Annotated in this window: 27 protein-coding genes and 1 pseudogene; 22 read left to right on the forward strand and 6 right to left on the reverse strand. The window is 65.5% G+C overall.

Going from position 1 to position 26,974, the window contains the following annotated elements:
• The 16 genes from ON21_RS33930 to ON21_RS34005 all read left to right on the forward strand — a co-directional run.
• Positions 1 to 944: dihydrodipicolinate synthase family protein (locus ON21_RS33930; protein ID WP_218004198.1), on the forward strand; the 944-nt coding region annotated here is incomplete at its 5' end.
• A 50-nt stretch (positions 945 to 994) separates the two neighbouring features.
• Complete coding sequence (locus ON21_RS33935) at positions 995 to 1,900, forward strand: LysR family transcriptional regulator (protein ID WP_039804976.1); 906 nt, start codon at positions 995 to 997, stop codon at positions 1,898 to 1,900.
• Positions 1,901 to 1,997: 97 nt separating this feature from the next.
• Entirely contained in the window at positions 1,998 to 2,189 is a 192-nt protein-coding gene (locus tag ON21_RS33940; protein WP_157171159.1) for a hypothetical protein, read from the forward strand.
• Positions 2,190 to 2,624: 435 nt separating this feature from the next.
• Entirely contained in the window at positions 2,625 to 3,542 is a 918-nt protein-coding gene (locus ON21_RS33945) for an MlaE family ABC transporter permease (protein WP_083881072.1), read from the forward strand.
• Positions 3,543 to 4,406, forward strand: coding sequence for an ABC transporter permease (locus tag ON21_RS33950; protein WP_039804980.1), 864 nt, complete (start codon positions 3,543 to 3,545; stop codon positions 4,404 to 4,406).
• 4 nt (positions 4,407 to 4,410) lie between these two features.
• Positions 4,411 to 5,502 (forward strand): MlaD family protein, encoded by a 1,092-nt coding sequence (locus ON21_RS33955; protein WP_174372241.1) that lies wholly within the window; start codon positions 4,411 to 4,413, stop codon positions 5,500 to 5,502.
• Positions 5,499 to 6,506, forward strand: a complete 1,008-nt coding sequence (locus ON21_RS33960) for an MlaD family protein (protein ID WP_039804982.1) — start codon at positions 5,499 to 5,501, stop codon at positions 6,504 to 6,506. The genes ON21_RS33955 and ON21_RS33960 overlap by 4 nt, the downstream gene beginning before the upstream one ends.
• Positions 6,494 to 7,534 carry an MlaD family protein gene (locus ON21_RS33965; RefSeq protein ID WP_039804984.1) on the forward strand — a complete coding sequence of 347 codons (1,041 nt, stop codon included), beginning with the start codon at positions 6,494 to 6,496 and terminating at the stop codon, positions 7,532 to 7,534. Before ON21_RS33960 ends, ON21_RS33965 begins: the two co-directional genes overlap by 13 nt.
• Entirely contained in the window at positions 7,534 to 8,637 is a 1,104-nt protein-coding gene (locus ON21_RS33970; protein ID WP_039805041.1) for an MlaD family protein, read from the forward strand. Before ON21_RS33965 ends, ON21_RS33970 begins: the two co-directional genes overlap by 1 nt.
• A 131-nt stretch (positions 8,638 to 8,768) precedes the next feature.
• The gene (locus tag ON21_RS33975) at positions 8,769 to 9,689 is read left to right on the forward strand and encodes an MlaD family protein (RefSeq protein ID WP_245562849.1); all 921 of its coding nucleotides are present in this window, start codon (positions 8,769 to 8,771) and stop codon (positions 9,687 to 9,689) included.
• Complete coding sequence (locus ON21_RS33980; RefSeq protein WP_039804987.1) at positions 9,686 to 10,654, forward strand: MlaD family protein; 969 nt, start codon at positions 9,686 to 9,688, stop codon at positions 10,652 to 10,654. Before ON21_RS33975 ends, ON21_RS33980 begins: the two co-directional genes overlap by 4 nt.
• 38 nt (positions 10,655 to 10,692) lie before the next feature.
• Positions 10,693 to 11,310: a hypothetical protein gene (locus ON21_RS33985; protein WP_039804989.1), complete on the forward strand. Its 618-nt coding sequence runs from the start codon at positions 10,693 to 10,695 to the stop codon at positions 11,308 to 11,310.
• A gap of 99 nt (positions 11,311 to 11,409) precedes the next feature.
• Positions 11,410 to 12,318 carry an alpha/beta fold hydrolase gene (locus ON21_RS33990; protein WP_245562850.1) on the forward strand — a complete coding sequence of 303 codons (909 nt, stop codon included), beginning with the start codon at positions 11,410 to 11,412 and terminating at the stop codon, positions 12,316 to 12,318.
• Positions 12,315 to 13,211, forward strand: coding sequence for an alpha/beta fold hydrolase (locus ON21_RS33995; protein ID WP_039804990.1), 897 nt, complete (start codon positions 12,315 to 12,317; stop codon positions 13,209 to 13,211). The genes ON21_RS33990 and ON21_RS33995 overlap by 4 nt, the downstream gene beginning before the upstream one ends.
• A complete protein-coding gene (locus ON21_RS34000; protein ID WP_039804992.1) occupies positions 13,208 to 14,794 on the forward strand; it encodes an FAD-dependent oxidoreductase in 1,587 nt (528 codons plus the stop codon). The genes ON21_RS33995 and ON21_RS34000 overlap by 4 nt, the downstream gene beginning before the upstream one ends.
• A gap of 188 nt (positions 14,795 to 14,982) precedes the next feature.
• Positions 14,983 to 15,195: a hypothetical protein gene (locus ON21_RS34005; protein ID WP_039804994.1), complete on the forward strand. Its 213-nt coding sequence runs from the start codon at positions 14,983 to 14,985 to the stop codon at positions 15,193 to 15,195.
• A gap of 354 nt (positions 15,196 to 15,549) precedes the next feature.
• On the opposite strand, the pseudogene ON21_RS37745 reads toward ON21_RS34005, so the two are convergent.
• Positions 15,550 to 15,702 (reverse strand): annotated as a pseudogene (locus ON21_RS37745) (TetR/AcrR family transcriptional regulator); the annotation flags it as partial.
• Between the two features lie 23 nt (positions 15,703 to 15,725).
• Positions 15,726 to 16,076 carry an acetylxylan esterase gene (locus tag ON21_RS40725; protein WP_157171160.1) on the reverse strand — a complete coding sequence of 117 codons (351 nt, stop codon included), beginning with the start codon at positions 16,074 to 16,076 and terminating at the stop codon, positions 15,726 to 15,728.
• 25 nt (positions 16,077 to 16,101) lie between these two features.
• Here ON21_RS40725 and ON21_RS34020 point away from each other — a divergent pair, with 25 nt between their 5' ends.
• From ON21_RS34020 to ON21_RS40730, 5 genes are all read left to right on the forward strand, one after another.
• Positions 16,102 to 17,418, forward strand: coding sequence for an MFS transporter (locus ON21_RS34020; protein ID WP_245562851.1), 1,317 nt, complete (start codon positions 16,102 to 16,104; stop codon positions 17,416 to 17,418).
• Positions 17,419 to 17,551: 133 nt separating this feature from the next.
• Positions 17,552 to 17,947, forward strand: a complete 396-nt coding sequence (locus tag ON21_RS39790) for an amidohydrolase family protein (RefSeq protein WP_051021713.1) — start codon at positions 17,552 to 17,554, stop codon at positions 17,945 to 17,947.
• Positions 17,907 to 18,620 (forward strand): amidohydrolase family protein, encoded by a 714-nt coding sequence (locus ON21_RS36400; protein ID WP_218004199.1) that lies wholly within the window; start codon positions 17,907 to 17,909, stop codon positions 18,618 to 18,620. The genes ON21_RS39790 and ON21_RS36400 overlap by 41 nt, the downstream gene beginning before the upstream one ends.
• 257 nt (positions 18,621 to 18,877) lie before the next feature.
• Positions 18,878 to 20,476, forward strand: a complete 1,599-nt coding sequence (locus ON21_RS34030; RefSeq protein WP_051021721.1) for a bifunctional 3-(3-hydroxy-phenyl)propionate/3-hydroxycinnamic acid hydroxylase — start codon at positions 18,878 to 18,880, stop codon at positions 20,474 to 20,476.
• A 225-nt stretch (positions 20,477 to 20,701) separates the two neighbouring features.
• Positions 20,702 to 20,836, forward strand: coding sequence for a hypothetical protein (locus ON21_RS40730; RefSeq protein ID WP_281032735.1), 135 nt, complete (start codon positions 20,702 to 20,704; stop codon positions 20,834 to 20,836).
• Between the two features lie 106 nt (positions 20,837 to 20,942).
• On the opposite strand, the gene ON21_RS34035 is transcribed toward ON21_RS40730, so the two are convergent.
• The 4 genes from ON21_RS34035 to ON21_RS39515 form a co-directional block, all read right to left on the reverse strand.
• The gene (locus tag ON21_RS34035) at positions 20,943 to 22,331 is read right to left on the reverse strand and encodes an MFS transporter (RefSeq protein ID WP_245562852.1); all 1,389 of its coding nucleotides are present in this window, start codon (positions 22,329 to 22,331) and stop codon (positions 20,943 to 20,945) included.
• Positions 22,328 to 22,714, reverse strand: coding sequence for a hypothetical protein (locus ON21_RS40515; RefSeq protein WP_039804997.1), 387 nt, complete (start codon positions 22,712 to 22,714; stop codon positions 22,328 to 22,330). The genes ON21_RS34035 and ON21_RS40515 overlap by 4 nt, the downstream gene beginning before the upstream one ends.
• A 207-nt stretch (positions 22,715 to 22,921) precedes the next feature.
• On the reverse strand, positions 22,922 to 24,472 hold the full coding sequence (locus tag ON21_RS34045) for an MFS transporter (RefSeq protein WP_051021735.1): 1,551 nt from the start codon (positions 24,470 to 24,472) through the stop codon (positions 22,922 to 22,924).
• Between the two features lie 39 nt (positions 24,473 to 24,511).
• On the reverse strand, positions 24,512 to 25,171 hold the full coding sequence (locus tag ON21_RS39515) for a hypothetical protein (RefSeq protein ID WP_174372242.1): 660 nt from the start codon (positions 25,169 to 25,171) through the stop codon (positions 24,512 to 24,514).
• 219 nt (positions 25,172 to 25,390) lie between these two features.
• Here ON21_RS39515 and ON21_RS34055 point away from each other — a divergent pair, with 219 nt between their 5' ends.
• Entirely contained in the window at positions 25,391 to 26,848 is a 1,458-nt protein-coding gene (locus ON21_RS34055) for an amidohydrolase family protein (protein ID WP_063821184.1), read from the forward strand.
• The last annotated feature ends 126 nt before the right edge of the window (positions 26,849 to 26,974 follow it).

Here is a 26,974-nt window from a genome sequence, read left to right on the forward strand (position 1 = left end):
TCTCAACCATGGCCGTGCTCACCCGAGAGGCGAGCGGCGTCTTCGCCATCGCGCCCACCCCCTTCGACGAGCAAGGAGCGTTGGACTTCGACTCGCTGCACCGTTTGATCGATTTCTACGAATCGGTCGGCGTCACCGGGATCACCTTGCTCGGCCAAATGGGCGAGGCGCCGAAACTGGCTCATGACGAGGCGACCCGGATCGTGCGGCACGTGCTGCGCAGGACCCGACTTCCGGTCGTCGTGGGAGTCTCCGCTCCCGGCTACGCCGCGATGCGCGCACTGACCGGTGAGGTCATGTCGGCGGGAGCGGCAGGCGTCATGGTCGCACCGCCGAACACCTTGCGCACCGACGACCAGATCGTCGGCTACTACGAGGGCGTCGCGGCCGTGCTCGGCGACTCGGTTCCCCTCGTCGTTCAGGACTACCCCTTGTCGTTCTCGGTTGTCATGAGCGCCGGGGTCATCGCGCGTATCGCCCGCGCCGTGCCCAGCTGCGTCATGCTCAAGCACGAAGACTGGCCGGGACTGGAGAAGATCAGCGCACTGCGGCAGTTGGAAGCCGAGGGCGAAATGCCGAGGCTGTCGATCCTGTGCGGCAACGGTGGGCTCTTCCTGGATTTCGAGACCGCGCGGGGCGCTGACGGCGCCATGACCGGATACTGCTTCCCCGAGATGCTGGTCGATGTGGTAGGTCATACCGCAGCGGGTCGTTCCGAGGAAAGCGATGACATCTTCGATGCGCATCTGCCGTTGCTGCGATACGAACAGCAGCCGGGTGTGGGCCTGGCCGTGCGCAAGTACGTCATGCACCGGCGCGGCCTGCTCGCCTCCGACACTCAGCGCACGCCTCGCAGTGTGCTCTCGAGCCGGGCGCGGTCGGAAGTCGACCATCTGCTCGCCCGGCTCGCTCGCCGGGACAGTCGGGCGAATCGGGTCGCATGACGCGGTCGTTCTGCGTCTGCGGCCAACGGCGGCGGCGGTAACCTCCTCCGATGCGACTGCGCCAGCTGGAGTACTTTCTTGCCGTCTGGGAAAGCGGATCGTTCAGCGCCGCCGCGGCACGGCTGTATGTCTCACAGCCGTCGCTGTCGCAGCAGATGCGTCTATTGGAGAAAGAACTCGGCGCGCAACTGCTCGAACGCGGCCGCCACGGCCTCGCCCTCACGCCCGCAGGACGGGCCTTCCTGCCCCACGCCGAGTGTGTGTTGCGGGCTGTCGGCGAAGCCGCGGATGCCGTGCACCAAGTGGTCGAGGGGCGAAGCGGCGACGTGCATGTGCTGACCGTCCGGTCGATCGCCTCCGGCATCCTGCCTCCGAGCGCCGTCCGGTGGCACTCCCTGTTCCCGACGGCCGTCCTTCGAGTGCACGACTTCTCGCACCGCCGCGCGCTCGAGGAGGCGGTTCGCGGCGGACAAGGCGACATCGCGGTCGGACCGCGGCCCGAACTGTGGGAGGGGCCCGTCGTGTCACTCGGTTATGAGGAGATGGTGCTGGTCGGCCCGGCAGGGCGGCACACGGGTTCCTCGGTGGAACTCGACGAACTGGCCGCAGCCGACTGGATCCTCTACGAGCCCGAGCAAGGCATGAGCGAAATAGTGGACCGGACGGCCACCGCCCTCGGATTCACCCCACGCGCCGTCGCGCGCACCGGACAGGTGGCCGCCGCTCTGCTGTTCGCCATGGAGGGGTTGGGAGTCGCGCTGGTGCCCAACAACGCCGTACCCGGCGGCTGGATACAGCACGCCAGAAGGATCGGGCCGGGGGTTTACCGTGAGATCGTCGCCTACAGCCGCAGCACGCCGACGCAACTGGCGCAGCGGTACCGAGACTTGCTCACCTCCCTCGAGTTGCCCCTCACCTCTGCGACGGAGCTTCCGGCAGGGGCGTTGCGGTGCTAGGCGTCCCTCGACACGATCAACCGAGGCCATCGAGGCCTGGATTTCGCTGCTGGGGCTCGATCCGCAGAACCGGGCCCTTCGCATGATGATCCGAGCGGTGGCCGGCGCCATCGACGAGGCCGCCGTCTATTGGCTGCAGAACGGCGAACCGTTCGACGTCGACGCTGTGGTCGAGTGCCTGATGCAGCTGACCGTGGCGGCGCTGCGTTCGGCCGCCGCGCTGGACAGCACTGTCGATGTGGACGCGGCGCTTCGGCCGATGCCTCGACGCTCGCTCCGGTTCTTCTGAAGTGCAGCAAGGATTTTCGCCTATTCGTCGTCGAGCGGGTGGGTTCCGCCATATTGCGGGGGGCGTGCTCCACATTGCCCTCGCTCCGCCGCGACCGGGCGGCTCCGAAAAATAACGGCAACTATGTTGTTGAAACATATTGACGACTGGCGTGATATCGGCCACACTGTAGCCATTATGCCTGGACGAGCAGCTGTCGATAACCGGATCGACCCCGATCCGATCTTCGGGACCGAGTGGCAACGGAAGAGCTCACGCGGGAGCCGCAGGTAGTTGATGCGGCGAACGCGGGGGGCGCGAAGCGTGCTGTCCACGCGTCGAAAGCGTCCACTGAATTGATGTTCATCCCTTCCGCTCCGAGCGGAGGGGCCAACTGAGCGACTACATGATCATTATGAGCGTGTAGTCGAAATGCGTAGTGATCGTGGACCGATCATGCGCGGACGCCGAAAAGCTGATCGGCGTATATCGGTCCCAAGCGAAAGTTCGATCGTTTTGACTCTGACACCCGACGTATTACCGCCGCAGCGGCGCGACACCTCCGCACTGCGGATCGTGCGAGCGAATTTCTCCGATACCGTCGTATCGGGCGTGCGCACCGGCGGACGGACCGTGGATATCGCGTTGGAGACCGTCGGCGGGGCGCTGTCGGATCTGGTTCGTCGCCGCTTCCAGTGGCGCGAGATGCTGCAACAGGCGTGGTACCTGATCACGGTCACAGCTCTCCCCGCGATACTCATGGCGGTGCCCTTCGGGGTGATCGTCTCGTTGCAGATCGGCAATATGATCCGGGAACTGGGCGGCGACTCCCTGCTGGGGGCGGCGAGCGGGCTCGGGGTCATCAAGCAGGGCGCTCCCATCGCCACCGGGCTACTGCTCGGCGGCGCCGGTGCGGCGGCGATCGCCGCGGACCTCGGCGCACGCACGATCCGTGAAGAAGTGGACGCGCTGCGGGTGATGGGCGTCAGTCCGATCCATCGGCTGGTCATTCCCCGCGCCGTCGCCATGGTGCTGGTCGCACCGCTGCTGAATGTGCTGATCATCTTTGCCGGCGTGGTCGCGGGATACATGGTCGCGATCGGCGCACAGGGAGTGACCTCGGGAAGTTACTGGGCTACTTTCGGTTCCTTCACGACGGTCACCGATGTGGGCATTTCGCTGCTGAAGGCCATGGTGTTCGGATTGATTGTCGCGATCATCAGCTGTCAGCGCGGGCTCGAGGCCAAGGGCGGCCCGCGCGGAGTGGCAGACGGAGTGAATGCCTCGGTCGTGCTCTCGGTGGTGTGCATCATGATCGTCAATCTCACTGCCACCCAATTGGTTCAGATGTTCGCTCCGACGAGGTTGGCCTGAATGACCGCGACCAGGTATGCCCCGAAGGGACTGCGCTGGGCCTATCGATTGGTCCGCGACCAGAACGTGCTGCTGCCGGTGGACTCCCTCGGATTCGCCCTGTCGTTCAGCTGGCAGGTGCTCTCGGCCATCCCCATGACGCTGAAGCATTATCGGATGCAAACCCTGCGCGCCATCGGTGACACAACCTGGGGGAGGGGTTCGCTGATCGTCGGCGGCGGTACCGTGCCGATGCTCGTCCTGCTGGGTATGGTGCTCGGCGCCAGTGTGGGCATCGAGTCCTACGGCACCTTGAATATGATCGGGCTCGGCCCACTGACCGGTGTGGTCTCGTCGTTCGCGAATACCCGGGAGCTGGCGCCGATCATCGCCGCCGTCGGATTCGCGGCGCAGGCCGGGTGCCGGATGACCGCCGAGATCGGATCGATGCGCATCTCCGAAGAGATCGATGCGATGGAATGCCTGGGGTTGCGGTCGATTCCGTTCGTGGTCACCACCCGGGTTATCGCCGGTGTCGTGGCGATCGTACCTACCTTCCTGGTGACGCTGATCCTCAGTTATCTGGCCTGTGCCGCGATCGTTGTCGGCGTCCATGGTCAGGCATCGGGGGTGTACCAGCACTATTTCGACCAATTCGTCAGCGGTCCGGATATCGCCGCGGCGGTGCTGAAAGTGCTGGTGTTCGGCGTCGCGGTGATCCTGATCCACTGCTATCAAGGATTTTTCGCCGTCGGTGGGCCGGAAGGTGTGGGAATCGCCTCCGGCCGGGCGGTGCGTGCCAGTTTCGTCGCGATCATCACTTTGGACATGCTGCTGAGCCTGGTCATCTGGGGATTCAGCTCGCCGGTCACGTTCACGGGGTAATGGAATGCCAACGTATGGATTGCCAGGAGCGGCTACCACCGCGAAGTCCGCGCGCCGGACAGGTGCGATCGCCCTCGCCGTCGCCGCGGTCGTCGCCGCGGTGTGGGGTGAGTATCACGCGGTGCGCGTAGACGATCGAATGGCGGTCACGCTGCGCACCGAGCATATCGGCGACGGCGTGGTCGCCGGAACTCGGGTGCGGCTGGACGGGGTCGGCGTCGGTGAGGTCACCGGTATAAGCAGTGTCGGAGCCGGGCAGCAGCAGATCACCGTGCGCCTGCACGGCTCTCAGCTCACCGGACTCACCGACACTCTCGGTGTCGACTACGCGCCGTCGAACCTCTTCGGCATCAGCGAGATCGAATTGCGTCGGGGCGAGGGTGGCGCCCCGTTGCGGGAGGGAGCTACCGTCGACCTCACCGGTGCGGCGGCGTCGCGAGTCTCCGATGTCACGATGGGCACACTGATCCGGTCACTGGGGCAGACCACCAACCAGGTACTGACGCCGGAACTGACCGGCGTGCTGACCGAACTCGCCACCGATGCCAAGGCATTCACGCCGATCCTGGAGGCCATCGTGATGCTGGGGCGAGCGGTGGCCGATACCCAGCGATACGATCCGTCCTTTCTGATCGGCCAGTATGCTTCGACGCTGTACGGGACGGCCGAATTCGCGGGCGCCACTGTCGACCTGCTCGACCACATCAACAACATCGAAGTTCTGCGCACCGACCAGCCGCTCTTCGATGCCGGTGTCACCCTGCTCACCGACGACCTGTTCCCCGCGCTCACGAACTTGGGCAACGTCGGGCAGCGGCACTACACCGGCTACAGCGACATGCTGACGCCATTGCTGAGCATCACCGCCCAGATGGTGCCCACCCCGCACAAGTCGAGTGCGGAGCTGCGAACCATCTTGGAACGCATCGACAATTCGTTCGTCGACACCCCTGAGGGACCTGTTCTGCAGCTCGAGCTCACCCTGCGCGGATTTCCCGTCCTAGCCTCCCCGCTGCTCGGCTTCCCTGGGGCCGGTGCCGCACTCGCGCCACCCGCACCAACCGAGCCGGCAGCGATTCCGGGAGGTACCCGATGAAATCGACCGCCCACATAATCCTGCGTCTGGTGACATTCGCGGTGGGGATGGCGGCCCTCTTGGCCCTCGTCGTGACGGCAATCCAGCGCCCGGTAGCCGGGAGTACCGACACGTTCCGGGTGATCTTCACCGATGCCAACGGCTTGAAACTCGGTGACGACGTCCGCATGTACGGCGTGCAGGTGGGCAAGGTTGAGGCGATCACCTTGGATCAGGGGCGGGCCTCGGTACGAGTGACCGTTCAACGCGACCACGCGGTGTACGAGGCGAGCACATTCGCGATCCGGTATCAAACGCTGACCGGCCAGCGGTATGTCGACGTGCGCCAGCCGACCACGCCGGGCCCGAAACTGGCGACCGGCGTGACCGTTCCGCCCGAGCGCACGATCCCCTCTTTCGACATCACTACGTTGTTCAACGGACTGCAACCGGTGCTCCGGGAGTTCTCGCCCAGCGCGCTCAATCAGTTCGCCGAGAGCGTCCTCGCCGTGATCGAGGGCAACGGCACCGGGTTGGGGCCCGCTCTGGACGCGGTGGAGCAGCTCAGCCGTTACGCCGTCGACAGGCAGACCCTGATCTCCACGCTCGTCCGCAACCTGCACGTCATCGACGACCGCATCGGCGGCAAGTCGCCCTACCTGGAAGACCTGATTCAGGGCCTGACCGACCTGTTCTCCGTGCTGGAGGACAAGCTGAACGGTCTGGTCGACTACGCACTCGCCGCACCACCGGTGCTCGGCCCCATCGACGATTTGCTCGCGACGCTCGGGTTCACCCCCGATACCAACCCGGATCTCGACGATGCCCTGCGCGCGGCGTTTCCCGACCCACAGTCGGCGGTGGAGGTGCTGGGCAAACTTCCCGGCCTTCTGCAGTCGCTGGAGGCGCTACTGCCGCAAACCGGGCCCGAAATGAATACCAGTTGCTCGAAAGGAGACGCCGAGGTGCCACCGCAACTGCGGGTACTCATCGGCGGCCAAAGGATCGCCCTATGCAACCGCTGAACAAATTGCCGCGCGGACGAATTCGATTCCGTGGCGATAGACCCGTTCCCGACGACCGAACGGCGCGCCGACGGGAGCTGCGGCTCGGCTTGATCGGCGCGGCCACGGTGGTGTCGGTCCTGGCTGCCTGCGGCATCTTGTACGCGCTACCGCTGGGCAAGGTGGAATACCGAGCCGACCTGAGCGAGGCCGGAGCCATCCGCCCCGGTGAGGACGTACGCGTGGCGGGGATCAACGTGGGCACCGTCGAATCGCTGGAATTGCACGACGATCGAGTGCACATGGTCTTCACGGTGGACGCCGATGTGTTCGTCGGTGATCAGTCGACCCTGGACATTCGCATGTTGACCATAGCCGGCGGCCACTTCGTCGCACTGACGCCCGCGGGATCGAAGCCACTGGGCAAGAAAGTGATCGCCAAAGACCGAGTGCGGCTGCCGTACACGCTCGGTCAGGCGTTCCAAGACGCGATAACCCCGGTGCGAGAGGTCGATGGCGAGGTTCTCCGGAACAATCTCGGCCAATTGCAGGCAGCACTGGCCGAGAGCCCGGATGGCCTGCGGCAGCTGGGACGAGCGGTGGATTCCATCGTCGACATCCTCGACAAACAGAATATGGATGTATCTCGCGCACTGGCGGTTTCCCAGGAATACCTGAGCAGGATCAGCGGAAACACCGCGTTGTACGGCCGGCTCAACAGCAAGCTCAACTTGACCACCGACATCCTCGTCGACAAGCGTGCCGAGCTACGGGTGTCGCTGGCTCTGCTGGCGCGGTTGCTGTCGCGCATCGCGGCAGCCGAACCCGCCTACGACCACACGCTGAAGCCGATGCTGGACGAACTCCAGAAGGCGATCCCGGAGCTCGAGCGGCTCACCGGCCGCCTCGATCAGGTCGTCGACTCCGTCCAGAGCATCGGACAGCAGCTACAGCAGATCGCCGGACCAGACGGGTACGCCCTCGATCAATCGCAGACGACCGTCTCCGCGCCCGCGCTGTGCATCCCCGTGCCCGGGAGGTCGTGCTGATGCGACGACTTCTCGCGTCCCGCGGATTCATGTCGGTGACGACCGTCCTGGTCCTGGTCGTGGTCTGCGCCGCCGCCTACGTCGTGCTGACCGGAGCCGGTAAGTCGATGCGCTCGTACTGCGCGATGATGCCGGACGCGGTGGGGCTCTACCAGGGCAGCCACGTCACGATGCTCGGGATCCCGGTCGGCTCGGTGACTCGGATCGAGCCGTCCGGTGATGGGGTTCGAGTCGACTTCACTGTCGAAGCCGATCACCCCCTGCGCGGCGACGTATCAGCTGTGACGCTGTCCGACACGCTCGTCGCCGATCGCAACCTCGCCATTCTGTCCGCGCCGAAACCGGCGGCCGAGTGGGCCACCGGCCGGTGCATCACCCGGTCTCTCACCCCCAAGAGCATGACCGAGACGTTGAACGCGTTGTCGAAGCTGGCCACCGAGCTGAGCACGCCGGACGACCCCGGCAAACGGGACACGGTGAGCGCAGGACTGTCGGCTCTGGACACCGCCGTGGCGGGCACCGGTCCCGCGCTCAACGAGCTGATCTTCAAACTAGGCGATGCGCTGAAATCGCCCGACGCGGCCATCGGACGCATCGGTGAACTGATCGACGCGATCAGCAAACTCGGCGCGGTACTGAAGAACAACTGGGGCGACCTGGAACACATGCTGACGCGACTCGGCGGAATGCTGGATCAGGCCAATAGCGAGGTGATCGCGCCCTTCATCGAAATCGTCGATGGACTGCGAGTGATCCTGCCCTGGTTCAACGACATCACCACCACATTCGGTCAGCCGCTGCTGAACCTCGTGCGCGCGACCGTCCCGTTGGTTCGCTGGGCCGGCGCCAATGTCGGCACCCTCGAACAACTCGTGAACATGATCCCTGCGCTGACCGCCGCCTTCCAGCGGTCCGTCGATCCGAGCACCGGCCAGGCCGCACTCTCCTACGCTCCACCCAAAGTCGCTCTCGGTCGAGCCGATGCCGAACAGGTGTGCTCGGCGATCAACGCGACACTCCCCGGCCGCTGCCGCGGCGCTGAAAACGGTTTGGCGACGATCGATCTGGTTCCGCTGGTGCTGGCTCTGGCAGGTGCACGATGAGGGGTTGGGGCGGAAAGAAGGGCACGACGAGACTGTTCGCGCTCGTTGTCGCTGGTGCCACGCTCGGCGGTTGTGCCTTCGATCCGTCGGCCATCACGATCCCCGGCACTGGCCGCGGCGAGGCATACCGCGTGCATGTCGAATTCGCTACTGTCCTCAACCTGCCCGCACGGGCGAAGGTGATGGCCAACGGCGTACAGGTGGGTGATCTGGCGGCAGTGACCGTGGTCGACCCCACGGCAACGGTTCCAGGCCATGTGATCGCGGATCTCGACATCGATCAAGCGGTAGAACTGCCCACCCGCACGACCGCGCAATTGCGGCAGAACACCCTGTTGGGGGACGCCTTCATCGAGCTGACCACACCGTCGAACGGATTCGACAACACTCTGGCCGACGGCGGCAGCATCCCGATCGCGCAGACGAAACCAGCTGTGCAGGTGGAAGACGTGATGGCCGGCCTCGCGATGTTCGTCCAGGGCGGTGCGGTCCACCAATTCCAGGACTTGGTGAACCGCATGAACGCGGTGCTGCCGCAACAACCGCCCGATACAGCTCGCATCGCGCAGGTCATCGGTGCCGACTTCGAAGACGTCGCCCGGCATCTCGATGAGGTGGACCGCTTCCTCGACGGAATGGAGGCCGATACGGCGGTGGTGCTGGGCCGCGATCGGGCGTTGCGTGGGCTGCTGAGCGAGCAAGGTACGACCCACGTCACCTCGGCACTGAAGTCCTTGATCCTCGTCCTGGGTGTAGCGGGCGTGATGGGCGATCTCGTCCACTCCTTCTCCTGGATGACCTCGCTGGTGACAGCGGGCGATGCCGCCGCAAAAGCCTTGATGCCGCTGATGTTCACCAACCGGCCGTTGGACCTGAACGCGCCGTCGAATCTCAACCGAATCGTGTCGCTCATTCGAGGTCGGATCATTCCGTTCGCCGAGCACGGCGCGAAGGTGAACATCATCAGCATCGACGCGGGAACCGGCATCCCTGCCGACGAACAGACCAGCCGGATCATCGACACCCTGCGCATGATCGGAGCCGTGCGATGACATCACGAGTTCGGGGCCCGGTGGTGTCGCTGGGCAGTCTCGCCGCCGTGTTACTCCTCGGCCTCGCCTACCTCACCTTTGATGTGGTCGGTGTCGACTGGTTCACCAGATACTCCACACTGACTATGACACTGACCAACTCGGGCAGCCTCGGCCCGCACTCGCCGGTCCTTCTGTCCGGCGTCCGGGTCGGCGAGATCGTTTCCGTGCGCAACGAGAACGGTGGTGTCCAGGTCGGCATGCGCGTGCGGGACGACTACCGCATACCGGTCGCCAGCACGGTGATCATCGAAAACCTCTCCGCTCTGGGCGAACCGCAGGTCCGATTCACTCCCGTCCAAGGCGGCGACGGATCGTACCTGCGCGACGGACAGCACATCGATACCGCGGCGATCCGTACGCCGACGTCGATACCGGAGGTCGCGCGCCAAGTGACTCATCTGATGGAACAACTGGACCCGCAGGCACTGGAAGCCATCATCGAGACCTTCGGCCAGGGGTTGGCCGGCACCGACGTCGTCGTCCCGCAACTCGCCCGGTCGACCTCCCTGCTGGCCGCGACCCTGCTGGCCCGAACCGATGCGATCCGAGCCATGCTGGTCGACCTTCAGGCATTGGGCGCGGACATGGACTGGACCGGTCCGGCGATGAGCGCGGCCGCGCCGGGCTGGACACAGATCGGCGCTTCCATGAACGACCTGGCGCGAGCGATCGAGAGGTATGTCCGGATCGGCACCGTGCCGGACATGTATGTCGAGGGCAACGGCGTCATACCGTTCGCCGGTCAACTCACCCGCTATCTGGATGAGATGGGTCCGGACCTCGCCCGGTTGGTGCCCGTGCTCACCCCAGCGGCCGCGCAGGCCGCTGGGCAGCTGAGCCGCGTCGACCTCAGCGCGCTGATTTCGCAAGCACTCGCCGAAACCGGGGACGGCGTCGTGCGCTTGCAGATCAACGTCAAATAGCGGACCGCACAGATCGAAACAACACCGCAGGAGTGCACATGAGCATCGAGACCAACGACCGAATCGGCGAGGAAACGATAACCGACCGGCCTGCACCGGCAGGCGACCGATCCGTAGCGGCTGGGCGGGCATCGTGGACGGTGTCGATACGGCCGTCCGGAATCGCACTCGCAGCCGCGTTCATCGCCGTCGTAACGGCGATGGGCGTTTTCGCCGCGCTGTGGCTTTCGACTCGTAGCCAGCTCAGCGACCGCGACGCCGCAGCCGCGGCCGACCGCCGTGCCGAGCAGGTCGCCACGGATTACGCGGTCGGCGCCTCCACCATCAACTTCCAGGACTACAACGCGTGGGTCACCAAGCTCAAGGCGAACACCAGCGCGTCGCTGGCGAACAAATTCGACGCCACCGCTCCGAAACTGCGGGAGATCCTGGTGCCGTTGAAATGGTCCTCGACCGCCACACCGATCAATGCCGTCGTCGCCTCCGAGAACGGCGGCGTGTACAAGGTGAACGTTTTCTTGAACGTCAACTCCACCAGCGCCCAAACTCCTGACGGAGGCCAGACGACGGTGACCTACAACGTCACGGTCGACTCGGGTGCGGGATGGAAGATCACCGATGTCGGAGGTATGGACGGCGCTCTGCCGTTGAAATGACCACTCCTGGCGACCTCGTTCTGGTTCATCATGCTGCCGCCGACGATGGTCGCTTCGGGATGGGCGGGCTGGACATGCGATCACCATATAACGGTTACAATGTTGCCATTATCACTTGACCGGGCGGCATATATCGGCAACACTGTAACCATTATGAGTAGACGAGTAGCTGTCGATGACTACATCGATCCTGATTCGCGCTTCGTGAGCGTCGAAGGTCAGAACCTTCACTACAAGCGATCGGGGACGGGGCGATCGGTACTGCTCCTGCACGGCAGCGGCTCGTCGCTGCACTGTTTCGACCAGGTGGCCGCAACTTTGTCGTCGTCTTTCGACGTGATTCGCCCCGACCTGCCCGGCTTCGGCCTCACGGGGCCGCGCACCGACCGCGACTACCGGGTGCAGACATATGCCAAGACGGTCGCCGCCTTCTTGAATTCCCTCGGAGTGGTCAGTGCTTCGGTGGTAGGCAATTCGCTCGGCGGCAACATCGCCTGGAATTTCGCACTGGATTACCCGCAGCATGTGGATCGGCTCGTGCTGATCAATGCCACCGGCTATCCGGGCAAGTCGCTGCCGTTGGCGCTGCGGCTGGCACGCAATCCGATCGGTCGAGTGTTGTTGCCCCGCTTGGCTTCTCGGTCGGCCACCGCACGCAATTTGCGCTCGGCGGTCGGGTCACGATCGTCGGTGGTGGACGACGAGATGATCGACCGGGTCTACGCGATGCTGACCAGGCTCGGCAACCAACAGGCATTCATCGACTTCGCGAATACCGACCAGATCGACCGCACCGCCGAGATTCCGGCCATCACCGCGCCCACTCTCGTGTTGCGTAGCGCGTCTATCGACGGCCAGCACTTCACCCGCGATATCCCCGGCAGCCACGAACGAGTCCACCCCGGCGGCGGCCACCTGCTCCCCGATGAAGATCCGGCGTGGGTGGCAGGCGCGGTCCTGGACTTCCTGACCACCGAGGTGACCGCACAGACGAAGGAAAAGCGATGAAGTACTTCGTGGCCCGCGGCGAGACCCGTCGCTTGGGCGGGCCCACCCGGCATGAGCTACGCGGTGAGTTCCTCCAATGCGGCGATGGAATCAGTCACTACGAGCTGAGCGGGCCCGCCGGGGCAGAAACCGTCGTCTTCGCGGGCGGTCTCACTGTCCCCCTGTTCTACTGGGACGAACTCGCCGCCGAACTGCACCGGCGCGGATTCCGCACGCTTACCTACAGCGCCTACGGACGGGGCTATTCCGATCGGGTGCAGGCACGCTACGACGAGGCGCTGTTCGTGCGGCAACTCACCGACCTGACCGAGCGACTGGAGTTGTCCCAGCCGTACCACCTCGTCGGAACTTCGATGGGTGCGCTGGTGAGCATGGCTTTCGCCGAGCGGCACGTCGACCGGTTGGCTACCTTGACGTTGGCGGGCCCCGCTGGGTTGCAGCCCGCACCTGCCGCCGCACGGCTGTTGCGCCACGAGTTCTTGGGAACCGTCCTGGCCAAGAGTCTGGGTAGCAGAATGCTCGACCGGCACCTCTCGCACAACGTGCGCGATCCGCAGCAGTCCGCAGCACTCACCGCAATGGTGCGGGAGTGCTACCAGTTCGAAGGCTCGATCTACGCGTTGGCCGCCACGATCGCCGACTTTCCGCTGGGCGGCCGCCAGGATCTCTACCGGCGAACCGGCCACCTGCCGGTGCCGAAGATGCTGCTGTGGGGCGATCGAGATCAGGTCACTCCTATCAGGAGCTTCGACGAGGTGTGCGCGTTGCTGATGCCCACCGAGTCGCACATCTTCTCGCCCTGCGGGCACATGGTCCCCTATGAGGAGCCCGTCCAAATGAGTTCCCGATTCGCCGCTTTCGTCGACGCCGCCAAGGAAGGGATGCACCGATGACGACCCAGCCGAACACCGATATCGTCGATGTCCTCGTCGTCGGCGCCGGGCCGACCGGCACCGCCTTGGCGATCGATCTGACCCGGCGCGGACGGGTGGTGCGGATCATCGACAAGGCCGCACACGCCTTCGAGGGTTCGCGAGCGAAGGGAGTCCAGCCGCGCACCCTGGAAGTGTTCGAAGACCTCGGCGTCCTCGATGGCATTCGCGCCGGCGGAGCCGACTACCCGCTGCTGGGCATCCATGCGGGTCCGCTGAACATTCCTTGGCGCATGATCTCGCATGCCGACGTGAGCTCGGATGTGCCGCATCCGAATACGTGGTTGATCCCCCAGTTCCGCACCGACGCCGCACTGCGCGCCGGACTGTGGCGGCTGGGCGTGTCCGTCGAATCCAACTGTGAACTGATTGGATTCGAACAGCATCCGGATACGGTCGTGGCGACGGTTTCCGGTCTTGACGGTGTGACCGAGATCAGCGCTCGCTACCTGGTCGGTGCCGACGGTGGGGCCAGCACGGTCCGGAAAACCGCGGGCATCGGCTTCGAGGGAACAACGGACGAAGCCGATCGGGTGATCATCGTCGACGCCGTGGTGGACGGCCTTTCCCGGGACCGCTGGCATGTGTGGCCCCGTCCGGGTGGCCGGTTCGTCGGCGCGTGTCCGCTGCCGCATTCCGATCGGTTCCAGGTGATGATCCGTCTGCGCCCCGATGAGGAGCCCGACCTCGACGAGGGCAGCCTGAACGCTCGCATCCGCAAGCAGACCGGCGACAAACACATCCGTTTGTCGCATATCAGCTGGAAGTCGGTGTTCCGCCCCAACATTCGCCTGGCTGAACGCTACCGTTCGGGTCGGGTGTTCGTCGCCGGTGACGCCGCTCATGTCCATCCCCCCACGGGTGCGCAAGGACTGAACACCGGTGTGCAGGACGCCTACAACCTGGGCTGGAAACTCGGTCAAGTGCTCGCCGACGCACCGGACAGCCTGCTCGACACCTACGAAGCCGAGCGTCAGCCGATCGCGGCCGGGGTCTTGGGCTTGTCGATCGAGAAGTATCAGGGTCTGTCCAAGCTCGACCCGTCATCCCTCAAACGCGGCGATGACGAACGCCAACTGGGCGTCAATTACCGCGGCGGACCCCTGGCGGCGGATGATGCCCAACGAACAGCGACGCTGCGGGTGGGCGATCGCGCGCCGGACGCGAGATTGCTGAGCGCGATAGGGGGATCGCAGCGGCTGTTCGATCTCTTCGCCGGACCGCATTTCACCGCGATCGCCTACGGTCCCGCCGCGGCCAGGGACCTGGCCGCACTGCCGTGGCCCGCGAAAGGCGCGGCGCTGAGACGGGTCGCCGTCGACAGCGGTGATCTGGTGGAGGCCGATGTGGTCCTCGCCGACATCACCGAGTCCTTTGCCCGGATCTACGGCCTGACCGACTCCACCCTGCTGCTGATCCGCCCCGACGGTTACATCGGCTCGATCGCCACCACCGATCGGATTGCGCGCACACTGAAATCCATCATTGCGATGACCCCGGCGGTCGAATCTCCGGTGACACAGACCATCGGGAGGGAAGAGTGAACCGCGGCGGCTCACTCGTCCTGGTGGGCTCGGCTATGGACGAGAGGTGCACGGTAATCGCTGCGGCGACGTCCTGTGTGGCGCGGAGACCTCGCCGACCTGACGAGGTTCGGATTTCGCAGGCCCGACCAAGGTCCGGCTGCCGCCGTCAGCGTTGCTGAGGGCGCGTTCATGAGATCGGAAATGCGATGTTGTGGCACCTGATGGTCGACTTCGGTCTGGGTTCCCCCTTGCATTTCGTCGCCTCCCGCGAGGCGGCTGTAACGTTCGCGCGGGAGGCGATCGAAAAGGGCTGGGCGCGGGCCGCCGCCGTCGATGACCGCGTGGACCACAGCTACCCAACGATGCCGTGCCAAGTCTTGTATGCGCCACCAAGGCCGGATTCCGCGCGCATGTTCTGATACACCCGGGAGCTCGATGCTGCCCGGCGCAGCGCTTCACCAGGCAGCCGTTCGAGCGGCGTTGGCCGATGCGCGTCGGCCCGAGGGGGCACCGCGAGCTCGTCGGGGCGATCACAGCCGGTGATGTGGACCGGCTGTGAGGCATCACCGAATGGCACAACCGAGCGGCCCGCGCCGACCGCGCGTTCAAGGTCACCAGAGCCATGATCGAGTGGTCTCGGGCGCCTTCATAGGATCTCGGCGGTTCGCCCGATGATGTCGGTGGCTACCTCGCGAGTGAGGGGGGCCGGGGTCGTGACCGGTCAGGGCCTCGATGGCTTCTTGGGCGTCGATGTCGAACATTGCTTCGGCGGTGAGCAGTGCGGCGCGGGTCCGCGCGTAGCGGCTGGTCGTCCCTTCGGGTACTCCGGCCTGCCTGTCGACGGCGCGGTGGGTGAATCCGCGACTGCCTTCGGTGGCCAGCACGCTGATCGCCGCCGCACCGACTCTATTCTTGTGACTGCCCATATCGGTGATGCTCCTTAGCCAGTTCACGTGCTGTCGCTACAGCCGTCGGAGTTCACTGCGGCCACCTCGCCGGGATGGCCGGCGACAGGGATTGTCAGCCCTGGCCATCCGGTCAGACGACGCACGCTGTCGCGAATCAGAACGGTCAGTAGCCGCAGGTTGGAATCGGGGGTGAGATGAATGAACGGGATGATCGCGGCGACGGCCTTGACGCGTGAGTCGGTGGCGCCCATGACCAGAGCGTGTCCACCGGACGGGCTCGCACCCCACACCCCGACTCGTTGGGGATCGACGCGGGGGTCGCGCGACAGCACGTCGAGTGCGGCGTGGAACGTCCGCAGTTGCCGCCGGTATCGCCCAGTAATATCGGACACACTGTTGCCGATCTAGCTGGCCGGAATGCCGCATAACGGCAACGATGTTGCCATTATGGTGACTCGATCAGCGACGCACGACGCCGTCCCCTTGTATCCGCACCGCTCCATCGCGCGCGAACCCCACTTCAGGTCGATGGCGCGAATCGGTTACGCCTTCGCCGTGGTCATGCTCGGCACGACCCTGCCGACGCCGCTGTACACGCTGTATGCCGCCCAGCTCGGGTTCTCCATCGGCATGTCCACCACAATTTTCGCCACCTACGCCGCCGGAGTCGTCGCGGCACGCATTCTGTTCGGCCGATGGTCGGACACGCTCGGACGTCGACCGCTGCTCATTGCCGGACTGGCCTGTTCCGCGGCCAGTTCCCTGGTCTTTCTCACTGCTGGGCCGGTGTGGCAGTTACTGGTCGGACGGGCGCTCTCGGGACTGTCGGCCGGCATCTTCACCGGTACCGCAACCGCAATGATCGTCGAAGCCGCCCCTGTGAAATGGAAGAACCGAGCCACTACGGTCGCCGGCGTCGCAAATATCGGGGGACTGGGCATAGGGCCAACACTGTCGGGGGTGCTGGCGCAATACGTTCCGTGGCCTCTGCACTGCGTCTTCCTTGTGCATCTGGCGATGATCGGTGTAGCCGCGCTCGCGATCGTGCAGGTGAACGAGACCGTTGCGACGCTGCCCGGAACTCTGCTCACTACGCAGCGGCTGTCCATTCCGCCTCAGGCGCGGGGTGTGTTCACCCGCGCGGCACTCGCCGCATGCGCTGGTTTCTGCGTAATCGGTCTGTTCACGTCGGTCGTGCCGACGTTTCTGCGCGAATCTCTGCACGTTCACGACAAGGCCATGGCCGGCTTGCTGGTTTCCGCGGCGTTCGCCGCGTCCGCGGCCACCCAAGCGTTCACCAGGACGCTACCTGCCTCCAAGGCCATGATCCTCGGTTGTGTGGCCCTGATACTCGGCGCCGCGCTGCTCGCCGCAGCGTTGAGCACTCGGTCGGTGGTCATGCTCAGCGCGGCTGCGCTGGTTACCGGCCTCGGGCATGGCGCGAGCTTCGGCAAGGGGCTCGGCGCGGTAGTGGAAGCGGCTCCGCAATCGCGGCGCGGCGAGATCGCCTCCGCCTATTTCGTCGTGGCCTACTTCGCGATTTCCGTTCCGATCCTGGGCGTCGGCTTCGCCGCCCAGCACTGGAGCCCGTCCCGCATCGGCATCGTCTTCGGAGCAGTGGTCGCCGCCGTGGCCACGGTGGCGCTCCTCGGCACGATCTGCGCCGCCCGCCCCGGCGAGTCACCCGACCCGGCGACAACGCGTGACGCGAGGCTGCGATTCGGACCTGGATGATCATTCGCGGCAGCGCCCCCGCCGAACGCGTCCGTGAGTCGTTTCTCGCCGACGGCACTGGCTTCCGCCGCCTCCGCAATCAGAACCAGCACCCGCTGTTGACTGGTCCGACGCTCTCGACCTGGACTATTTCATGCAATCCCGGTCCGGAGCCGACGCGCTGTTCCACCAGTACACGCCCGAGGACGTCTACTGGGGGCAATTCGGTGGGGCACTGGAGAACCTGGCCGCGGGAACCACGACAGTCGTCGACACGTCGCAATGCTCGTATACGCCCGAGCGCACCGACGCCGCGCTTGAAGGAATCCGCCGATCCGGGATGCGGTGCGTGTTCAGCTTCTCGCCTTCGTTCGGCGATCATGAGCCGGATCCATCGTATGCCCACCCGGAAGACATCCATCGCCTCGTCGACACCACCGGTGCAGCCGACGACGGATCGCTCGTCCGCCTCGCACTGGGCTATCACGTCGATGAGGATTTGTTGGAGCTTGCCCGCGACCTCGGTGCCCATGTTCGCGTATGTCAATGACACCAGCTGGGGTCATGTGCTCGAGCAGTTCGAGAAGGAGGTACTGCTCGGGCCCTGGGTCACCTTCATCCACTGCCTCGGTCTCGAGGACGCCGCGTGGCGAGCCATCGAACGGACCGGTGGCAAGGTGTCGGTCTCCGCGAGCGCTGAGCAGTCGCTCGCCATCCGTCAGCCGGCCTTGCAGACGGCCCTGGAGCATGGCATTCCGACGAGTTCCGGCACGGACACGGTGGGCATCGCACCTGTCGACTTCTTCTCCCAGATGCGTGCGGCCATCCGCAGCCGCATCCACGCGGCGAGACAGAGCGACTCACCTGAGGTTCCGCCGATCACGGTGCGGAACATACTTCGAATGGCAACACTCGGCGGAGCCCAGGGGGCGCATCTCGACCATCTCGTCGTTACACCGGGCAAGCGGGCGGACGTCATCGCGCTGAACGGCCGCACGCTCAACGCTGGACCGGTGAATCACGCGCCGGGCGCCGTCGTCCAGCATATGGACACCAGTAACGTCGACACCGTGATTGTGGACGGGCGCGTCGTCAAGCGCGATGGCCGACGGGTCGGCGTGGACGTCGAAGCTGTACTGCAGCAACTCGAACGCTCGGCCGCCGGGCTCGTGAGTCGTTCCCGAGCGACCAATATCCTCTTCACGGGGTGCAGGCAGCAGTAGGACGGCGATATCGGCGGCTGTATTCACGGCCGCGGCATGTTCCTGTTCGATGTTGCCGTAATCGACCTTGGTGCGGTCGGCGGGCAGGGGGTCGCGGCGATCGCCGTTGACGCGGGTTAGAATAACGGCGACACTGTTGTCACTATGATAGATGTGCTCTACACCTCATCCCAGGTATCCGATCGGATACGGTCACTCGAACGTCCGGCGGCCGGCCTCGTAGGTCGTTCCAGAGTTACGGGTTGGCGGAGGCTGTCATGACGTTCGACGTTGCCGTGATAGGCCTGGGTCCGGTTGGGGAGCTGGCGGCGCTTCTGCTGGCACGCGCGGGGTTGACGGTGTTGGTCCTCGAGCGCGAGGCCGATGTGTATCCCAATCCGCGTGTCGGCGTTCTCGACGGAGAAGCGTTACGCACGCTTCAAAAGGCCGGAGTGTACGAGCGCACGGTTCCAGACATGCTCCTCGGAGCTGGCGCCCAGTGGGTGTCGGCTCGCGGCAAGGTTGTCGCGACGACGCTGCCGACGGAGAAAATCCAAGGGCACCCGTGGATGTCTGCGATCTACCAGCCGTTGCTGGACAAGCACCTTCGGGCGGCCCTCGCGGAGTATCCGGATGTCGATATCCGACTGGGTCACCGGCTCATCGGGTTGACCCAGGACGACGAAGTCGTCGAACTCACGTTTCGTGATGTCGACGGCAGGACAGGGAACGCGCGTGCGCGCTTCGTCGTCGGGTGCGATGGCGCCAATAGCGCTACCCGGGAAGCGATCGGCGTCCAGCTCGTCGGATCCGCATACACCGACACCTGGCTGATCGTCGATGCGAAGCTGCCGGAGCCGGTCACCCATCTTCCGTATTTCCAGATGAAGCTGGACCCGGCGGCGCCCAGTCTGACCGGCCGGCTCGCCGCTGGTGGGCACCGCTGGGAACGCAAGGTGATGCCCTGGGAGGACCGCGAGGAGATCCTTACCCCGCAGGCTGCGCGGCGGGTGATCGCTGAGGTCGCAGACCCCGACACCGCGGAGATCTTGCGTCATCTCATCTACACCTTCCGAGCCAAGAGCGCCGAGCACTGGCGGGTCGGACGGGTTTTGCTGTGCGGCGACGCTGCCCACTTGATGCCTCCGATGATCGGCCAGGGGCTGAATTCGGGAATCCGGGATGTCACGAACCTGACCTGGAAAATCGCGGCCGTGGTGAATGGCGGCGCGCCACTGCAGATACTCGACTCCTACGAGGTCGAGCGCCGCCCGCACGCCGACGCGATTACCGCGATGTCGGTCCGGGTCGGCCGCCTGGTCACTCTGCAATCGCGGTGGGCGGCCATGATTCGCGACGCGGTGGGAGTGACGCTGCTGCGCGTCCCGCCGCTACGGGAACACGTTCGCCAAGGACGCTGGCGCCCGCCGGCCCGCTACCGACGCGGTTTGCTGCTGACCCAACCGTCGCTGCGCTCGCCGGTTGGCCGCCTGTTTCCCCAGCCGCTCGTACGGACGTTCAGTGGAGCGGAGCGTCGACTCGACGATGTCTCGGGCTCTGGCTGGCGCATCATCGGCTGGGACACCGATCCACGCGAAGCGCTGTCGACACACGGCCGCCGCATCGCCGAAGGCGTCTTGGGCGCGAACTACGTAACGCTGACCTCCCCTGGGCAGCGCCCCGTCCATGGTGGAGCGCCGACCCAGATCCTCGAAGACCTCCATGAGCTGACCCGCCCATACTTCAGGCGGCAACCATTCGTCGTAGTCCGTCCCGACCACTATGTCTGCGGGAATCCCTCGTCGACTGCGCTCGACAGCACTGTGTGGAAGTTGGCGCAGCAGATATCGAAGGCGCGCATCGAGGCCCTGCAGTGAACCGGCGTCTGGACACTCGATCCCGCAACCGCGGACATCAGGTTCTGTTCCCGCGGGCTCTGGGGGTGCTCCCGGTACCCGGCCGCTTCAGTCGACCACCCGGCTCGTTGACCTGGGGCGAGGATGGAACGGCGAGCCGAGCGGTTGGCTGCTTTACTGGGCGCCTCGTAGTCAGACCGTTGCGACGATGGCCGGAATCCAAGGGGGTGGTGCTCGGTGATATCGATGTCCGCGGTTCCTGGTAGTCAGACCCATTTCATCGCGGCGCGCATCGAACTCGCCGGGACGCCGGAGCGGGCTGGCAACAACATCATTTGCCGATTCGAGACGCTGCCGGTGCGGCTCGTGCCCAAGCGGTGACAGAGGCGGATCACCGCTGATCAACAGGTTCGCCACCCGTTCGGCCATCGCCATGGCCGATCGGCGGTGATCGACCTGTTCGGCCGTGCCACCGAGACCTTCGCGGCTACGCTGCCACACCGCCGAGGTCACCGGAGGTGTGCCGATCCTCCGCAGGTTCGTAGCGCCTCAGCAGGCTCAGGGCCGCGAGGACGCTCACCAAGGCGATGGCAGCGTAGCCGAGCACAATGCCCCACTGCGCGCTGCGCGGCTGGCTGACTACCTCATCTGCTGTCGATGAGACGAATCCGCTCGCAGCCAGGACGAAGCCGTAGATGCCTGCACCCGCGGCACCTCCGATGGTCTCGCCGGCCGACCAGATCCCGGCGAGAACCCCCGCACGGCGGCGGCCGGACTCGTTCGCGTCGGCCGCCAAGGTGTCGGCGAGCATCGCTTGCGGCAGGATCTGCGCCCCGGCGAAGCCGATTCCGGCGATCAGGATGGCCGCGCAGGCGACCTCGAACCGCACGGAATGCTCGACGCGTGGTAGGGCGGCGACCGCGAGAGCACCTGCGCCGAGGATCGAAAGCGCCACGGTCAGGCAGGCCTTCTTACCCCAGGCCGACGCGGCACGACGCCACGCCGGCATCGTCAGCAACATCGGTCCCACCGCGCAGAGGAACAACGCCGCGATCGCACTGTCCGATCCGAGAATCTGTGCCGACAGATAGGGCAGCCCGGCCAACGTGACGGAGACGACCACCTCGATGAGCACGAACACTCCCAGCAGAGTGCGAAACGGGCGGTGCCGATGAGCCATGGTCAGCGCTTCACGCAGCGATCCCACTGTCAGCGACTGGTTCGCCGGCACGGCGTGAGTGGATCCGCGAGCGCTGTAGATCGCGCCGCACGCGCCGACAACGATCACGCCGACCATCACGAGCGCCAGCACACAGTAGTCATGACGGTCGCCGCCGTCGGCCCCAGCGAAGGAGGATGTCGCCGCTGCCACGACAAGCATCGCCGCACCCAGCCAGGCGGTCCGCCACGCCATCATCGACGTGCGTTCCGCCGAACTCGCAGCGAGCTCGGCGGGCAGGACACTATAGGGGATCACGAAGGCCGAGAAGCCGAGGCCGGTCACGGCCAGCGCGGCGCCTACCCACCAGACAGCACTGTTTCCGCTGACGGGGGCGGAAAAGATGGCCACGAACCCCAGCGGGAGCACGACCGCTCCCGCGATCATCCACGGTCTGCGAGGGCCGAGACGTGACACGGTCGAGTCGGTCAATCTCCCGATGACCGGGTTGTACACCAGGTCGAGCAGCTTGGGTACGAGGACGACGAATCCTGCCGCCGCGGCGGCCACGCCGAGTGTGTTCGTCAGGTAGTGCAAGAGGACGAGGCCGGGCACCATGGCATACGTCGCCGTTGCCAGGGAACCCAGGCCATAGGTCATCCGAAGGCGCGCCGAGAGGGCGAACCCAGTATGTGGGCCGACGGCGGTCAGCGTCACGTCCCCTCCTCGCGCGGCACGTTCACGTCCGGCTCGCTGTCCGAATCGTGGTGGTTGATGGCGGGCGGGGCGCCGCAGTCGTATCGCAGCGGACCCGGCGGGATCACCGAGGCCGCGCCGCCGTCGCTTTCGCCCGCGGTCACGAACGCATCGACGCCGACCGGAGTCTGTTGTGGGGTGACTCGCTCGGCGGAGCGCACGCAGTTTTCGTCGCGGCCGAGGACCCGCGCATAGGCGCCGTCGTCGCGCAGATCCCGTTCAACGGCTTCCCGAAGCAGGTCGAGGGAAGAAGGGCCCGGGACACGCTGAAGCTGCTCGGCGCGATCGTGTGGGACCGTCTGCGTGGCGCGCTGCCGGTCGGCCTCGTTCGCGGCGACGATCATCTGGTCGGCGGCCGCGTCGCCGATGGGCTCCTGCTGCGGGATGTTCGCGGGCGCGGTAGCTCGGCTGCTCGTCTCGTCGCCGTGCGGCCGCAGTCGGCGATCCGCATTGCGCCCGCGGAAAGCGCGACGAGAGCGATGCGAGTCTCGATGCTTCGACGGAAACCGTGCGTAGGCATCACAACTCCTTCCGACGGACTGCTCGAGTGTTCAACGCGGGGAGGTTTGGGTTCGGGGTGCGCGGAGCAGGGCGCCGAGGGCGGCGGCCGCGACGACGGCCGCCACGACGATCAGCGAGGCCGACAAGCCGTCGATGAAGGCTGAGCGGACGGCTGCCGCCAAGGGCTCACCTTGCGGACCCAGTTGTGCGGCGGCCTGTAGCCCTGCGGCGGCGGAGGATTCGACCGCGTGCGCGGCTGCGGGTGGCAGTTGATCCAGCGCGGGCAGTGACGATGTGTAATGGCTCGAGAACACCGAGCCCATGAGGGCGATGCCGATCGCCGCGCCGACCTCCCGGGTGGCGTCGTTCATGGCGGATGCGACGCCTTGCTGATCGGCGCGCAGTGATCCGACGATGACCGAGGTGCCCACGGCGCTGGTCACGCCCACACCGAGGCCGGCGACCACGAGGCCACCGAGAAAGGGCAGGTAGCCGGAGTCCACGTGCAGCAACGACAGCGCGTAGATGCCGGCGGCGAGTAGCAGCAGGCCTCCGCTCACGACCGCTTTGATCCCCATCCGCTCGGTCAGCAGGGGAGTCAGCACACTGACCGGCATGACCACCACCGCGATGGGAACCAGCGCGATCGCGCTCTGCAACGCGCTGTAGCCGAGGATCAACTGCAGATATTGCAGCCCGACGAAGAAGAAGCCGAATATGGCGAGGAACTGGACGAGAACGGTGACCGCTCCCGAGCGAAACCCGGGAATGCCGAACAGGCGCGGATCGAGCAGCGCGTGCTTGTTGCGGAACCCGAGTACGGCGTACAGCGTCAGCGCCGCCGCGGAAACAGCGAAGCTTCCCACCACCCGAGCGCTGGTCCATCCGGCTTCGCTGCCTTCGATGATGCCGTATACGAGCGCGCCGATCGCGACGGCGCTCGTATACGCGCCGATGTGGTCGAGTGGGTGGCCTTCCTCGTCGCGGGTGTTGGGCGCCAGGAGCAATGCCAGCAGCCCACCGACCACCGCCATGATCGCGCTGGCCACGAAGATCGAAGGCCAACTCCATACTTCGAGCAACAACCCGGCGGCGAGCATGCCGAGGATCGCGCCCGCTGCAGCGAATCCGGACCAGATCGCGACGCCGTGGTTGCGGCGTTCGGCTGGAAACGCCGCGGTGATGGTCGACAGCGTGCCCGGCATGATCATCGCGGCGCCGATGCCCATGACCGCGCGCCAGGCGATCAGGGTGGTCGTCGAATCGGCGAACGCGGCGGCAGCCGAACCGATCGCGAAGACCACGGTGCCGCCGATCAGTACATCGCGTCGGCCGAACTTGTCACCGAGCGCACCGATCGGCAATACCAGCGCGGCCAGCGCGACCGTGTAAGCGTCCGCGATCCAGGTCAGCGATGTGGTCGAGGCCGACAGATCCACCGCGAGCTCCGGCATGGCCAGATTGAGCGCCGATACCGACGCGACCACGAGCACCAGGCAGGTGCACATTGCCGTCAGGATGCCGCCGGTACCCGCGCGCGCGGCCGGAACCTCGGCCTCTGGGCTCGGACCACCAGGCGCACTCGCCCTGGTTTCGTCCACGTCTCCTCCTCGATCTCCGATTTCGCGCCGCTGCCGAGTTCAATCGGAAACTTCAACATCACCGACAGTACTGACTATGTCGTCAGTTATGACAGACAAGTCGGTCAAGCATGGTAGCAGCGGGTGTTGCGGATGCCACAAGCCTGAGTCGAACGCGCTTTCCTGTGCCGGAAGGTTGATCGACCGACAAATGCGAGGGAGCTCGATACAGCCGAGCATGATCGAAGTTTGCTGATCGACCTTGTACGCCGACCTTTCGCCGCAGCGATCACGGCCCGAGGAATAGTCGTTCGCATGGTAGGCGGGCCGGCGTCCACGATCAGCACGTCGGTTGTCGGCGTGATTGCCATGGCTTGCGCCGCCCTTCGTGAGATGCCGGAAACGACCAGCCGGGCCGACCAACGTCAACATGGCAGCGGAAGCGTGGTGGTGCCTGACGTAGGCCATGGTGACCAGCGCGCCCATCGAGGTGCAGACCAAGTGGTGAGGCGTGGGCAGGCGGGTGAAATGCTGCCCGTCCATAGTCGCGCTACGCAACACCGACGTCGGCACCGAGATAGCGGGAATCTCGCCGCTGCGGTCGGGCTGGCCGGCGTTGACGACCTGGATGTCGCGGTCGAGTTGGTCGCCCATAATGGTTACATCGTTACCGATATTATTGCGGTAGTCAAGGATGGGGATGAGCGGAGCGCTTGACACCGCGGTGCAATATCGGTCACGCTGTATCCGTATTATTTGCATGATCGCTCGGCCTTTGAAGGTGAGGGATGGTTCACCCTTCGCCGGTCGCCGATCCGTGTCGGCCCGAGGCGTGAGCCCCTTGTCGAGCCACGACTGGGGCGTACCGGTGTCTGTTGCCGACCACATGCCCTTTCGGCCTGTCCGCTGATTTGCCCTCACGGGTGACGGGAGAAACGAATGAGCCGCACACTGTTGCGCGGGGCGAAGGTGATCACCATGGCGCCGGATCGTCCCGACGTCGAGGAGGTCGACATCCTCGTCGACGGCGACCGCATCACCGAGATCGGTGATCGACTCGACCCCCGGGATACTGAGGTCGTCGAGTTCGCGGGCCGAATCATCATCCCTGGGCTTGTCAACGCTCACCTGCACTCCTGGCAGACAGCGATGCGTTTCGCGGGCGCGGACTGGTCTCTGCCGGAATATCTTGTCCACGCTCATGGAGTCGCCGCGCGACACTTTCGCCCGCAGGACATCCATATCGGGACGCTCGCCGGGGCCCTCAACCAGATCGACGGCGGTGTGACGACCATCGGCGATTGGTCCCACAATTGCGTGACACCGGACCACGCGGACGCGGCGATCGACGCGTTGCAGCAGGCCGGCATCCGGGCGGTCTTGCTGCATGGCACGCCGCACGGTCTGCGCGATCGGGTGCACGACACCCGGGAGATCGACCGCCTGCTCGGCGGAGCGATCGCCACGAGCGAGTTGCTCTCACTGGGGATGGCCGTGGCGGGCCCGCAATTATCGAAACCCGAAGTGGCGGTCGCGGATCTGCGTGCAGCTGCCGAACGTGGACTGTTGGCGTCGATGCACCAGAGCGCCGGACCGCCCGGTCCGGGCTGGCAGGCCGTCAGCGCCGCCGGCTTGTGGGGGCCCCTGACCAACATCGTGCACGGCACGGGTTTGACCACTGCTTGGGTGAAACGGTTGGTCGAGGCCGGGGTCAGCTTCACAACGACGCCGGAAAACGAACTGGGCCAGGGTCATTGCGCGCGAGTGACCGATCAGCTGCTGGGCCTGGGCGCGGCACCGTCGCTGGGTACCGACACCGAAATCGTCGCGCCGGGGGAAATGTTGGTCGCCGCGCGGCTGGTGTTGGCACGCCAGCGCGGCCTCGCGCACGAGCAGGCGCACGCAAAGACCGGCTTGGGTGCGCCGGTGGTCTCGCTCGGTGTGAAACAGGCGCTGGCGTGGGCGACCGTTGAGGGTGCGCGCGCGCTGGGCATGGCCGACCGGATCGGTCGCATCGAGGTGGGCATGCAGGCTGATCTCGTTGTGATCGACACGCGTGCGCTCAACCTGTGGCCGCTCCACGATCCGATTGCCGCGGCGCTGCATGCCAACGTCGGCAACATCGAAGCGGTCATGATCGCAGGACGCTGGCGCAAACGCCGCCACCAGCTCGTGGACTGTCCTGTGGACGAAATCATGGAGACATTGCAGCGGTCGGGTGAGCGTTTCATCGACCAGATCTACGCGGAAGGTCGTTTCGCGCGCATTCGACGGCGTGTGGTGAGGCACGTTGTGCGTCGGCAGTTACGGCAGCAAGCGCGTGGATCGGCGCAGGATGCGCTGGCATCGCATGAAAGCCCGTCACAGGACCGTACTCGAGCCCGAGACCGGATCTGAGATTTCAACGGTGATCGATGGCTGGCGCGATGCAGGTCATGCCGTGAACACACCCGGTTCCTGGCACGAGGAGGGGTTCAGCCTCTCCATGACTGAACGCATCGGCTACGGGGGGCGGATCCCCGG

The organism is Nocardia araoensis NBRC 100135, from assembly GCF_000308435.1.
In the GTDB taxonomy this organism is placed as follows: domain Bacteria; phylum Actinomycetota; class Actinomycetes; order Mycobacteriales; family Mycobacteriaceae; genus Nocardia; species Nocardia araoensis.